This is a genomic window from Paenibacillus sp. 11B (genome assembly GCF_030487755.1).
GTDB classification, from domain to species: Bacteria; Bacillota; Bacilli; order Paenibacillales; family Paenibacillaceae; genus Paenibacillus; species Paenibacillus vandeheii.
Map to the genome: position 1 here is coordinate 1048714 of NZ_JAUKNS010000001.1, position 13777 is coordinate 1062490.

At 47.9% G+C, this 13777-nt stretch carries 10 protein-coding genes; 3 read left to right on the forward strand and 7 right to left on the reverse strand.

Annotated features, from left to right (window positions below; all coding sequences use genetic code 11):
• Positions 1–109: 109 nt before the first annotated feature.
• Positions 110–3229: a transglycosylase domain-containing protein gene (locus Q0V21_RS04645; RefSeq protein WP_079349557.1), complete on the forward strand. Its 3120-nt coding sequence runs from the start codon at positions 110–112 to the stop codon at positions 3227–3229.
• A 179-nt stretch (positions 3230–3408) separates the two neighbouring features.
• Here Q0V21_RS04645 and acsA read toward each other — a convergent pair whose 3' ends face one another.
• Entirely contained in the window at positions 3409–5133 is a 1725-nt protein-coding gene (gene acsA / locus Q0V21_RS04650; protein ID WP_079349558.1) for an acetate--CoA ligase, read from the reverse strand.
• 454 nt (positions 5134–5587) lie between these two features.
• On the opposite strand from acsA, the gene Q0V21_RS04655 reads away from it, so the two are divergent.
• Entirely contained in the window at positions 5588–6220 is a 633-nt protein-coding gene (locus tag Q0V21_RS04655) for a GNAT family N-acetyltransferase (RefSeq protein ID WP_079349559.1), read from the forward strand.
• A 152-nt stretch (positions 6221–6372) separates the two neighbouring features.
• Here the strand turns inward: Q0V21_RS04655 and Q0V21_RS04660 are convergent, their stop codons facing one another.
• The 4 genes from Q0V21_RS04660 to Q0V21_RS04675 form a co-directional block, all read right to left on the reverse strand.
• Positions 6373–7068: a 5'-methylthioadenosine/adenosylhomocysteine nucleosidase gene (locus Q0V21_RS04660; RefSeq protein ID WP_079349560.1), complete on the reverse strand. Its 696-nt coding sequence runs from the start codon at positions 7066–7068 to the stop codon at positions 6373–6375.
• 158 nt (positions 7069–7226) lie between these two features.
• Complete coding sequence (gene ccpA, locus Q0V21_RS04665) at positions 7227–8240, reverse strand: catabolite control protein A (protein ID WP_024631149.1); 1014 nt, start codon at positions 8238–8240, stop codon at positions 7227–7229.
• Positions 8241–8332: 92 nt separating this feature from the next.
• A complete protein-coding gene (ytxJ, locus tag Q0V21_RS04670) occupies positions 8333–8680 on the reverse strand; it encodes a bacillithiol system redox-active protein YtxJ (RefSeq protein WP_079349561.1) in 348 nt (115 codons plus the stop codon).
• Between the two features lie 122 nt (positions 8681–8802).
• Positions 8803–9216 carry a hypothetical protein gene (locus Q0V21_RS04675; RefSeq protein WP_052016637.1) on the reverse strand — a complete coding sequence of 138 codons (414 nt, stop codon included), beginning with the start codon at positions 9214–9216 and terminating at the stop codon, positions 8803–8805.
• Positions 9217–9491: 275 nt separating this feature from the next.
• On the opposite strand from Q0V21_RS04675, the gene Q0V21_RS04680 reads away from it, so the two are divergent.
• Positions 9492–10016: a type 1 glutamine amidotransferase domain-containing protein gene (locus tag Q0V21_RS04680; RefSeq protein ID WP_079349562.1), complete on the forward strand. Its 525-nt coding sequence runs from the start codon at positions 9492–9494 to the stop codon at positions 10014–10016.
• Between the two features lie 116 nt (positions 10017–10132).
• On the opposite strand, the gene ptsP is transcribed toward Q0V21_RS04680, so the two are convergent.
• Both ptsP and Q0V21_RS04690 read right to left on the reverse strand, forming a co-directional pair.
• Positions 10133–11893 carry a phosphoenolpyruvate--protein phosphotransferase gene (ptsP, locus tag Q0V21_RS04685; protein WP_079349563.1) on the reverse strand — a complete coding sequence of 587 codons (1761 nt, stop codon included), beginning with the start codon at positions 11891–11893 and terminating at the stop codon, positions 10133–10135.
• Complete coding sequence (locus tag Q0V21_RS04690; RefSeq protein ID WP_024631154.1) at positions 11890–13770, reverse strand: glucose PTS transporter subunit IIA; 1881 nt, start codon at positions 13768–13770, stop codon at positions 11890–11892. Before Q0V21_RS04690 ends, ptsP begins: the two co-directional genes overlap by 4 nt.
• Positions 13771–13777: the final 7 nt, after the last annotated feature.

Here is a 13777-nt window from a genome sequence, read left to right on the forward strand (position 1 = left end):
CATAATCCAAGAAAGAATGGCAATTTTCGACCATTGCTTGTATTTCTCAGGCATGCAAACCAGCCTTTTTATGCTATAATAAGTGCTGTTAAAAGGAGGAAGACACTGAATGGTTGATGTTAATAAGAATAAGCCCGATGAACAGCCTGCACGCAAGCGCAGCTTTGCCCGCAGACTGGGGAGTTTCGTCAAATGGATGGTTGTCCTGGGATTCATGGGGGTACTATTTGTAGGCGGTGCTCTGATGGGATACGTCAGTTCCATTGTGAAAGACGAACCCGTCCGTTCAAGGGCGCTGATTGAACAAAAAGTCAGCGAAAACTCCATCACAGGCTTTGCTTACTTTGCCGACGGCAGCCCGATCGGTCAATTACGAACAGAAGAAGACAGGCGTCCGGTCACGTTTGACCAGATTCCGCAAAAGGTTATTGATGCAGTCATTTCGATTGAAGACAATCATTTTTACGAACATAAAGGTGTAGACATGAGCGGAACGCTCCGAGCCGTGAAACAGAAAGTGCTGAAAGAATCTGTTCAAACGGGCGGAAGCACACTGACTCAACAATTGGCCCGGCGTGTATTCCTCAATCTGGATCGAACCGAGGACCGGAAAGTGAAAGAAATATTACTCTCGCTCCGACTCGAACGTTTCCTGACCAAAGACGAAATTATGACAGCGTATCTGAACAAGGTTCCTTTTGGTAACGGCTCCAGTGGATATAATGTATATGGAGTCAAGGCAGCTGCCAAAGGACTGTTCAATATCAATGATTTGAGCAAATTAAACACAGCTCAGGCTGCTTATCTTGCAGGTTTGCCTCAGCTCCCCTCCTCTTACTCTGCCTTTAATGGAAAAGGCGATTTTGTTGAGGATAATTTTGAGCGTGCAATCAATCGTCAGCATCTGGTCTTGCGCCGTATGCTGGAACTGGGCAAAATCGATCAATCTGAGTATGACGAAGCTCTTGCTTTTGACATCAAGAGTTCACTCGCACCCAAAACCATCAAAGCTTACAATACTTATCCATACCTTATGATGGAAACGGAACGACAAGCTGCACAGATTTTAATGCAACTCAATTCGGATAAAGCTGAAGGCACGGATGCCAAAGCGGATACTGCCAAGGATACGGATACCGATACACCGCAAAAAGAAAGCAGTGCCTTACTGGAGGAAGCCCAGCAGCAATTGCGTACTGGCGGATATCGTATCTACACGACCATCAACAAGAGTATCTATAAAACCATGCGTACGATTGCTGAAGATGACAGTAATTTCTCTGCTGACGATCCCGTGAAGGGAAAAGAACAGACAGCTGCCATGTTGATTAATCACAAAACAGGCGCTATTCTCGGCATGATTGAAGGCCGTGATTTCCAGGATGAGCAGATGAACTATGCAACCCAGATGGTGCGTCAGCCAGGTTCAACCATGAAACCTATTGCCGCTTATCTGCCTGCACTGGATGAAGGACTTGTTCAACCCGCTTCCATTATTGATGATTCACCGATTATTCTGAAGGACGGCACGAACGGATTCCATATTCCGAAAAATGCCAACAATCGCTACCAGGGACTTGTAACTGCCCGTAGAGCACTAAACTACTCGCTGAATGTACCTGCGCTGAAGCTGTTCAACGAGGAAGTTGGTATCGACAAATCATGGGCCTTTGCCAAGAAGCTGGGGATTACCACCATCCAGCCGGCTGATTACCAAGCTCAGACCGGTGTTCTTGGAGGACTTCAGTACGGTGTTACTGTCGAGGAGCTTACCAATGCCTATGGAGCCATCGCCAACAATGGTGTATACAATGATTCCTATATGATCAGCAAAATTGTAGACTCCAATGGCAACATCGTATATAAACACGATGTAGAACCTGTTCAGGCCTTCTCCGAACAGACGGCATACCTGATGACAGATATGCTTCGCACCGTTATTACGGAAGGTACAGCGGATAAAGTTCGTGAAAATTACAAGTACTCTAAAAGTGTGCCAATTGTAGGCAAAACGGGTTCAACCCAAAACTATGCGGATGTCTGGTTTGAAGGCTATACGCCGGATGTCACACTAGGTGTATGGGTGGGATACAAACAGCCGGTAAACACGCTGGAAACAAGATCACAGAAGAAACGTGCCCAGCAGCTGTGGACCCAAATTATGAATCAAGTCATCGCTACAGATAAAGAGATGTTTGTAACCGATTCGTTCAAGAAACCATCCGGAATCGAGACACGAACCGTATCGGCTTATAGCGGCAAATTGCCAACATCTCTGACGGACAGATTTGTCACTGATATTTTCAATAGCAAATTTGTGCCGAAGGATAGCGATGATGGCGTCGCAAAAGCCAAATATATCACTTACAATGGTGTCAACTACATTCCGCGTGATGAAACGCCTGGAGACATGACGAAGGAGAAAACGGTCGTCAAGCGCAAAAAACCGATCTCTGATCTCATCAAGGAACTTCAAAGTGCATTCTCACGCATGAGCCGTCACGAATCATTGGCTTATTACCTGCCGGAAGATGCCGATGCAGACATGCCGACACAGATTGATCCAAGAACAGATAACGGCAAGGCACCGGATGCACCAGGAAATGTAAGAATTTCCGTTGGTAACGGGAACGCCGTCATTACGTTTAATGCCACACCGGAAAGTGATGTGGTTGGTTATCGCCTGTATCGCTCAGTAAATGGTGCCGGATTCCAAAATCAGGGGCAGGTTGTCCTGACAGGTGAGTCCAGATCATTCAGCGCTTATGCACAAGGTGGGGACTTTGCATTCTACGTTACAGCAGTGGATGTCGCTGGCCGAGAGTCCGCTCCTAGTGCAGCAGTTAGCAGCGCAGGAGTGGCACAGCCTCCTCCAGATGAAGAGATAAATGAACCGATTAATGTTCCGGGAACGGTCGTTACACCGGAAGATTCCCAGAATGAGAACGCCGCAACTACGGCTCCGGCTACACCGGGCCAAGTGAGCGTGTCGGCACTCTCCCAAGGACTTCGCATTCAGTGGGCCTCCAATCCGGAATCGGATGGCGTTCAAAGTTATGCTGTATATTTTAGTGAAACGGGCGCAGCCCCATACACCAAAATTGGCACAACTTCAGGTACCTCCATGGACTACGGAGTGCCTGCATCCACCAGTGGATGGTTCAAGGTATCTGCCAGCAACAGTATAGGCGAATCTGAAGCGTCCAGTGCCGTGCTTTTCCAACCGTAATACAGAGTTATCAAGATTCCACTTTTAACCCCATTCTCGTATGTTGAGGATGGGGTTTTTGTTTTGCATTGAAGCATTGATACCCAAAAGCAAAAGCCTGATCCGCAATGAAACACGGATCAGGCTTTGCATTTGAATCATGGGGCAGGCAGACGTGCTGCATCCTACTCGTTTACTCTTTAGTCTTCAATGGTCGATAGATCGCCTGTTGGCAAATCCAGCTCCCAGGCTTTCAACACACGGCGCATAATCTTGCCGGAACGGGTCTTAGGCAGTTTATCCTTGAACTCAATCTCACGCGGAGCGGCGTGGGCAGACAAGCCTTCTTTTACAAATCGATAGATCTCTTCCTTCAGCTCCGGTGTCGGCTCATACCCCTCACGCAGTGCCACAAAGGCCTTGATGATCTCTCCACGAGTTACATCCGGTTTGCCGATAACACCTGCCTCTGCTACCGCAGGATGCTCTACAAGCTTGCTCTCCACCTCAAAGGGGCCAATTCGTTCCCCTGAAGAATTAATGACATCATCAATCCGGCCCTGGAACCAGAAGTAGCCATCTTCGTCCATATAAGCAGAATCACCGGATACATACCACCCAGAAAGCCGGAAATACTCCTCGTATTTGGCCGGGTTATTCCAGATCTTCGCCATCATGGACGGCCAGGATGTACGAATTGCCAGGTTCCCCATACTGTATGGTGGCAATTCCTGTCCTTGATCATTAATAATGGCTGCATCAATTCCGGGCAATGGACGACCCATGGAACCTGGTTTGATCGGCATGCCCGGATAGTTACAAATCAGCTGTCCACCCGTCTCTGTCATCCACCAGGTATCGTGAATTCGCTGACCATAGGCTTTCCAGCCCCAACGAACGACCTCCGGATTAAGTGGTTCACCGACGGACATGACGTGACGAAGACTACTCAGATCATGCTGGGCAATGGTCTCTTCGCCCGCACCCATCAGCATCCGGAAAGCAGTCGGCGCACTGTACCATACGGTGACTTTATTTTTCGCAATGGTGCTGTACCAGTCTCCTGGACTAAATCGTCCCCCACGAATAACGTTGGTTACGCCATTCAACCAGGGTGCAAAGATCCCGTAGGATGTACCTGTGACCCATCCCGGATCAGCTGTGCACCAGTATACGTCATCCTCGCGCAAATCCAGCACAACCTTGCCGGTATAATAATGCTGAATCATCGCATTTTGCACATGATATACACCTTTGGGTTTACCAGTAGAGCCGGATGTATAGTGAATCAGCAGACCATCTTCACGAGTCAGCCATTCCACTTCCATATCGTCCGAAGCTTGCGACATCTCAGCATCAAAGTCGATGAGCCCTTCTTCCGTCTGCGGACCGCCACCCACAACAAAGATATGCTTGAGTTCCGGCAGTTCGGAACGTTTAATTCGTCCCAGCAATTGAGGGGTCGTCACCAGTGCCACAGCTCCGCTATCCTCCAGCCGATCCTTCACCGCAGTTTCCATAAAGGCTTCAAATAGCGGACCTGCAATAGCTCCAACCTTCAATATGCCTAACAGACTGAAATAGAGCTCAGGACTGCGAGGCATAAAAATAAATACCCGATCTCCCTTGGCTATGCCATATTTGCGCAGTACGTTACCGAAGCGACTCGACTGCTCGCTCAAGTCAGCAAACGTGTACGCCTCTTCACGAGAAGCATCACTGTATAACAGTGCCGTTCTCCCGCCTCTTCCTTCCAGCACATGACGATCTATCGCTTCATGCGCCATGTTGACTTTCCCGCTGGCGTGCCACGTAAAGTGCCTTTCAACCGATTCCCAATCAAACCGGCTTCGGGCCTCCGTGTAATCGCCCAGATTAGATTCAGACACAACCGTTTGCAGCATCTCACCATGTGCTTGACTCATGCTTGCCAGCCTCCTTCAACTCGACATTTCGATTCCCATTATGGGTACTTCTGATTGCCTTTGTGTTGACTGAACTTCCAGTTAGCGCTTACATTAGTAGAGAGAACTTCTCATCATGTACTTGTCTGGTCAAACCGATGAACCCAAACTGCAGTTGAATTGTGAACATTTTTTGTCTACGCAATTATAGCAAATCTTTTCAATCATCGTCTATGGCTTTTCAAATTTTTGGTTTTTTGCTATAAATATGTGTTCAAAAAGATCGGTTTTCAGTACCAAGAAGATGGGATGAAGCTAGAAAGGGAGTAGCGGAGCGTAGGGAAAACTACGTGAGCAACGGACATTTCGGCTGAATTCCATATTCGATGCTGATGATGCCATTAGGCATCCTTCGTAATCAAAAGCGGACTTTTTGAACAGCCTCTACAAGTAGGGGGAGAGAGGAGCATGAACCATGGAGCATATTAAGGAGCATCATGTGCGTTCCATCTTCAAGTCCGGCCACCGAATCATCATTGAGGGACCTGTTCAGGCCGAGACGATTAAGCAGCTTGAATTTCATACCGATCTCGATGCCTTCAGGCGCCCTTCGGAACAGCAGGAGGCATTAGCCGAAATTGCCGCCTTGCCCGAAGGTCGAATCATCATTGCACGGGAAAATGAGACCATTGTCGGTTATGTGACTTTTCATTATGCAGATGAATGCGAGCGTTGGTCGGAAGGCAACATGACCGATCTGATTGAGCTGGGCGCCATCGAGGTTGCCGATTCCTATCGTTCTCTCGGGATTGGACGCGAAATGCTGCTCACTGCGTTTGAAAACGGACAGATGGAGAAATATATCATATTCACAACGGAATATTACTGGCATTGGGATTTGAAAGGTAGCGCCCTTTCCGTATGGGATTACCGCAAGATGATGGAAAAATTGATGCAAACCGTAGACATGACCTGGTACGCCACCGATGATCCCGAGATTTGTTCACATCCGGCAAACTGCCTCATGGTCCGTATTGGCAGCCAAGTGCCTCTTGAATCGGAAGAACAGTTCGACCGTGTGCGATTCCGCCATCGTTTTATGTACTGATGACGAATCCACATGGATGATTTTGAAATAGGTATACATAGAAAAACCGCCCCTTCGTGAACAATTTCATCATGGATGATCTGCTACGAAGAAGCGGTTTTTTGTTGCCCTTTTAACTCTCTGCCACACTCAAAACATGCATATCTTAGGGTCTACATATGTTCCAGCATATGTTCCACAATTCGGTGGGAACGCTGGGAAGACTCGACCGTAAACTCGGCAAAGTTTACATGCGCTGATCCATCGGCTTTGTCAGACATAGCACGAAGTATAACGAAGGGAACACGATTCATGAAGCTTACTTGCGCTACGGCAGCCCCTTCCATCTCCGCACATGCCCCATCCATTTCAGTATACAGCATTTTCACGGTATCCTTGCTTGCAATGAATTGATCTCCTGACAGCACTTTACCGATCAGATAGTTCGCTCCCTGCGCTTTGCAAGCTTCTTCAGCTAATGCGATAAGTGATGCTTCCGCCGGGAAGGCAGACGTCTCCTGATAAGGTATAACTCCGCGCTCGAATCCAAGTGGGGTCACATCCATATCATGCTGTACACATACCGACGAGATAACCATATCCCCAATGTTTAATTCCGGATTAACCGCGCCCGCGACACCTGTAAAAATAATACGGTTTACCTGAAAACGATCAATTAGAATCTGTGTCGTCACAGCCGCATTCACTTTACCTACGCCTGATTTGCAGACCACTATCTGCTTACCCAACCATTCGCCAGCGACATAGGTAATTCCGGTTTGTTTTACAGTCTCCAGTTGCTTCATACCAGCCAGGAGAAGTTCTACTTCCTCATCCATTGCACCAATAATGCCGATCGTTTCACGCATGTTCTGACCTCCTGTATACATTCTGCATGTTGAACCTGACCTTGTCCCATCCAGTATGATTTTCCTTTTAAGCTCAAAGTCCCATTCAGCACAAAAGCTCCGTTTCCGGAGCTTCCGTTATTCCACTATGTAGAGAGAATGTCTTCTCCCTTTCTTATTTAAACTACGTCTGCGTGGCTTACAGACAGACGGAGAATCGTTTCATGCGGCAAAATAACCCGTGGGTTCTCCACATTTTCCTTCTTCATCAGCTTGGTCAGCAAACGCATTGCTACAGCGCCCAGGTCATACATCGGTTGAGCTACAGTAGTCAGCTGAGGACGGACCATGGAAGCCATACGGATGTTATCCACACTAATGATGGAGAAGTCATCCGGTACTTTCAGACCTTCATCCTGAATGCTGTGAATAGCACCGATCGCCATCTCATCTGTTGCAGCGAAGATTGCCGATGGTTTTTTCTTCAATCCGAGGAAATACTTCATCGCTTCCACACCAGACTCATAACGATAGTTACCAATGCGTACGAGATCTTCCTGGTATTCCATACCTGCTGCTTCAAGTGCTTTCTTGTAGCCTTGGAAACGAGCATAACCGTTGGCAGGATCCTGCAATGTACCACTGATCATTGCGATTTCCTTGTGTCCATGACGAATCAACGTGTTTACAGCGTCAAATGCCGCAGCTTCATGATCGATATCTACAGAAGGATACGTGCCCTTCTCGTCACTTGTTGCACAGAGAACGATCGGCACAGCCGCTGACTGGAACGCCTGAATATGCTCGTCCGTTACCGTTCCACCCATGAAGAGCAGACCGTCTACCTGTTTCTCCAGCAATGTGTTAATTACACGAATTTCTTTTTCTTTCTTCTTGTCCGCGTTACACAAAATAATGTTGTAGTGATACATATTCGCGATATCTTCAATCCCGCGGGCAATCTCTGCAAAGGTTGAGTTCGAAATGTCCGGAATAACGACCCCGACCGTGGTTGTCTTCTTGCTCGCCAAACCTCTGGCTACCGCATTCGGACGATATCCCAACCGATCGATGGCTTCATATACTTTTTTGCGCGTCTGTGGCTTCACATTAGGGTTATTATTAACAACCCGTGATACCGTTGCCATAGAGACACCGGCTTCACGTGCCACATCATAAATGGTTACCGTCACAGTACTTCTCTCCATTACCAGTAAATTTTCATACCATTTTCATTAAGATTTATATTACGACAAATTTATGCATTAATCAATTAAAATAGGCTTTAGGACTCACGCAGTGCTTTCGTGATTGTGGTTGAAGTAATATCCGAGTGGGAAGTATGCCATACAGGAATTCCCTTTTTGACTAGAATCGCCTGCGGAGATTCGTGCTTAACACCCAGCTTGTCCGCTGCTTCGTTGGATACAGGGCGATCTTCCACTACATAGATGATACCGTATTTCACTTGTTCATTTGGACTATTTTGCAAATAATCGTTCATCTCCTGATAGGCGCTCGCGCTGATCGGGCAGCGTGTACTGTGCTTAAACAGAAGCAAAGGTTGATCCTCGGTAGCCTCCACTGCGGAGTTTAGCTGTTCAATACTTGTCATTTTAGTCATGTCAGCCATTTGATATACATCCCCCTTTACCAGGAATACCGCTATGTTGAGCGTTTTCACTCTACGATATCTTAACAAAAAGCGGGCGAAAAAGCCAATTTTCATGAAAACAAGCATTTTGCACGTCAAAATTAGACAGCATTCGAGAAATGCGCCTGCCATACAAATCCAGATAATTGACCCAATCTGCGCTGTGTTGTTTCGATCCATTCCTCATCATTAGACTTTTGGGCGTACCCCATAATGTCCAGCAGCAGGTTAATTCGCTCTTCCACAGCACATTGCATCCGATGCTCCATCTCTCGATCCGTAGCGTCAGGCCAGGCCAGCAGCTGCTCATGAAAAAGGTCTGCAAGTTCATTTCGCTCTCCAAACGATACATCCTGTTTGGCAGGTTGTTCCCCAAGTGTACTGATGCACTCTTTCAAATCCGGCTTGACCGGCTGAAGCACTTCATAGGAAACGCAGTCTGTACAAGCAAATACAGGTACGTTACGAATCTCCACCTTTTTGGCGTATACCACCGTTCTTAATTCAAGTTCCATTACATGTCCGCATCTGCACGTCTTACGCACAGTCATCACCTCATTCGTTCTATACTCTTATATAGATACCATTCGACCTATTTCCGCTCAAATCCTGCTATAAACCATAGGTTGCACAAATTACCACTACCTCCAGATGAAGGTTGTCGAATGCAGGCATACATTGAGTTGGAATCGCTTACGTGATGGAGAAAATGCATGACAATGAAGTCACTGTGAGAATCTGTTACAATAAGGACGCTATGTACTAATTACCGCAAAAGGAGAGATGATGAATGAGATTAACAGGCAAAAAAGTCATCGCCCTGGTCGATGAAGAATTCGAAGATCTGGAACTGTGGTATCCGGTGCATCGTGTCCGTGAGGAAGGCGCTGAGGTGCATCTCGCCGGAGAGAAAAAAGGTAAAATCTACATCGGGAAATATGGTGTTCCCGCCGAAGCAGAATACAGTTTTGATGAACTGGATAGTTCACAATACGATGGTATTCTTGTACCCGGGGGTTGGGCTCCGGACAAGCTTCGGCGCTACCCTAAAGTAATTGAACTGGTTAAGGAAATGCACGCGGAGCGTAAGCCCATCGGACAGATCTGTCACGCAGGGTGGGTGCTGATCTCAGCTAAAATACTGGATGGGGTTACGGTCACATCTACGCCTGGAATCAGAGATGACATGGAAAATGCCGGGGCTATCTGGAAAGATGAAGCCGTTGTTGTGGATGGTCACATCATTTCAGCTCGTCGTCCACCTGACCTTCCTCCGTATGGCAAAGCATTTTGCGATGCACTTGCTGACAAATAAAGCAAAGCCCCACACCATATGGTGTGGGGCTTTATCCTATGAAATAAAGACTATTTTCCAAAATTGTACAAAAGTTAATATTTTCACTTAAAGGTATTTATTTGAAAATATCCTGTTCAAGATGCATTCGATCCACTCTGTTCATCCGGACTGCCCATCGAATCATTGAAGACCTGCAGACGTTGTTCGATATCCGCACTTGTCCGCAAGGTGAAGCATTCAGATGCTGCCTCTTTGGCAGCAGCGGCTGTTGTATTCAAGACCCTGTGCTTGACACGCAGCAAGGATTGCGGGGACATGCTCAGATTGCTAATTCCAAGCTCAAGCCACAGGGGAATTGAACGTTCGTCTCCTGCCATCTCTCCACACACACTGATATCAATCCCTGCCGTATGGGCAGCATCCACTGTCGCGCGCAGCATGCGCAGTACAGCCGGATGATACGGATGATACATATGTGCAATCTGCTCATTCATTCGATCTACCGCCAATACATACTGCACGAGATCATTCGTACCGATACTGAAGAAATCAGCTTCCTCTGCAAGCAGGTCCGCTATCATCACCGCTGCCGGAACCTCAATCATGATGCCTACCTGAATATGCGGATCATACGGCAATTGGCGCTCATCCAGATCAGACATCGCTTCACGCAGGATTTCATTGGCCTCCTGAAGTTCTTCTACCGAAGAGATCATCGGGTACATAATTTTGACATTGCCCGCAGCACTGGCGCGCAGAATGGCTGTAAGCTGTGTTTTGAACAGATCTTTACGGTCCAGACTGATTCGAATCGCTCGATATCCCAGAAACGGGTTATCTTCTTCGGGAAGTTCGAAATAGTCGAGCTGCTTGTCACCACCGATATCGAGCGTACGAATGACGACAGACTGACCTGCTGTTTTCTCAGCAACAAGACGATAAACCTCATACTGTTCCTGCTCACCCGGGAACGTAGCCCGATCCATGTACAGGAACTCTGTCCGGAACAAGCCGACTCCCTTGGCCCCGTGTTTCAATGCCAAATCCAGTTCCTTAACGGAGCTGATATTGGAAGCCAGATGCAGAACGGAGCCGTCTTTGGTTACGGCATCCACTGTTGCAAGTACCTGCAGCTGTTCTTTTTTCTTCAATTGTTTGCTGCGAATCATCGTGTAACGCTCAATCGTCTTGCGATCCGGCTCCGTAAAGACGAGACCGTTATCTCCATCCACAACCAACATATCTCCGGTCTCTACCGGCATGCCAAGACTCGCTTCCAGACCGGAAACGAGAGGAATACCAAGGGCACGAGCCATAATGGCCGAATGTGACGTTTTGCCTCCGATGAGTGTCACAATGCCCAGCACGTGGCTTGGATTCAAATGCGCCAATTGAGAGGGAGACAGCTCTTTGGCCACGAGTATATAAGGCTGGGTATCCGATGGGAGCGTAATCTCCGGTGCGCCCAGCAGATGTTTTAACAAGCGGTTACCCACGTCCTTGATGTCGATGGCCCGCTCCTTCATATACTCGTCGTCGAGCAGGTCAAACATGGTGACAAAATGGTCAATAGCTTCTTTGACGGCTACTTCTGCCGCCTTGTACTGCCGTTCAATAATACCGCGAATTTCGTTCATGAATACCGGATCTTCCAGAATGGCCAGATGCGCATCAAAGATGCTGGACTCTTCAGGACCGACCACTTCCTTGAACTCGTTCTTGATATATTCAATCTCATCCTTTGATGTCCGTATGCCCTCGTACAGCCGTTCGAACTCTTGGGCGAGATCCACCGAATCCATCTTCTGATCCGGCAGATCCCATTCCCAACTGGGCAGGACAAATGCTTTGCCGATGGCTATGCCTGCAGCGCCGTTGATGCCTTGTATCTTCATTCTACCCCTCCAACGTTCCTGTCATAGAGCACCACGGACATAACGGATGCCTGACCTTTCTTAACTTGCTTAAATGGAGCAAAGCTCCATGATTTGACTCGATCTGGATTCGTAATTACCATTGGTGTCGTCAGCGATGCCGCCTCGGCTCGCAATACAGCCAGGTCAAATTTGATTAACAATTGCCCCGGCTCCACCGTATCCCCTTCCTGAACAAAGGCTTCAAAATGCCCTTTGAGTTGGGAGGTATCGATACCGATATGCAGCAGGACTTCAAGTCCTTCCCGGGTTGAAATACCCAGAGCATGCATCGTCGGATACAAGTGCATAATTGTTCCATACACGGGTGAGACGAGCTCTCCCTTTTCCGGGACAAAGGCTACGCCATCGCCCACAAGCTTGGCTGCAAATATCTGATCCGGCACCTCTTCAATCGGTAACATTTTACCCTGCACAGGAGCGCAGAATAGAACCTGCTGCAGATCGCGTTCGAGCAGCTTCGCAATCTCTTCCCGAATCAATTCCGAGTAGGTGCCAAATACCACTTGTACGTTACCGCCACCCAGCTTGATGAGACCTGCGGACCCCATACTCTTCATTGCACCTGTATCGATTAACCGATCATTATGCACTGTGAGGCGAAGTCGCGTAATGCAGGCCTCTACCTGCACAATGTTTTCTTTCCCGCCCAGCGCTTCCAAAATGAGAGGAGCCTGATAAGGAATGTTACCTACCCAATCTTCCAGCATGGAGCCCTCTTCACGCCCTGGAGTCGGAATCTTGAACGTGCGAATCGCCCACCTGAACAGGAAATAATAGACCAACCCATATAGTATGCCAATCGGTATGAGCTTCCAAGCATTCTCCGATAGATGGAAATTGAGTATGTAATCAATAATGCCAGCCGAATAAGAGAACCCATGGCGTATATCAAGCCAGTAACTGATCCACATCGCAAGTCCCGACATGACCGCATGCACGATGAACAGATAAGGTGCTGCGAACAAAAAGGCAAATTCGATCTGCTCCGATACCCCTGTCAGGAAACAAACGAGTGCGGAAGTGAGAAATGTTTTTTTGATTTTCGGCTTCAGGTCTTCCCTTGCCTCCTGAATGATCGCAAAGGCAATCGCTGGAATCGCAAACATCATGATCGGGAACAAACCAGCCATAAAAAATCCTGCTGTTGGATCACCTGCAAAAAATCGCGGTAAATCCCCTTGAACAATGTTTCCATCTGCTGTCTCATACGTCCCCAGTTGGAACCAAAATACATTGTTAAGCAGATGGTGCAATCCGAAGGCAACCAATACCCTGTACAGGACCCCATAAATGAACAGCCCAAAACCGCCGAGACTGTATTCCCAGGTGGCGATGGCGTTCAATCCATGTTGAAGAATGGGTGCAATCCATAACATAAAGAAGGAAAACAGGGCTGAGCAGAGTCCAACAATGAGCAAAACAAACCTGGAACCACCGAAAAATTGTAAAATTTCAGGCAGTTTAATGCTTTTGAACCGATTATGCGTCACCCCGGCAAGTGCGCCGAGAATAATTCCGATTAAGGAAGCAGGTTGAACGGTGCCATCGCCGAAGTTGCGAGTCACCTGATCATATATCACAATACCAGCCAGAGCGGCGAGTCCCGCTTGTCCGGCCTGGTTGGAGAGTCCCAGCGCTACGCCGACAGCAAACAAATACGGCAAAAAATAAAAAATACCGTGTCCGGCCACGGTAGACACTTCACCAACAACTTTCAATCCCCAGGCGTCCCAGGGCAAACTGCCAACACTCAGCAAAATTGCGGCGGCGGGCAGGACCATTGTAGGCAGCATTACCGCTCGTCCGAGCTGCTGCAAGGATCCGAGCCAATTCATGGCGACC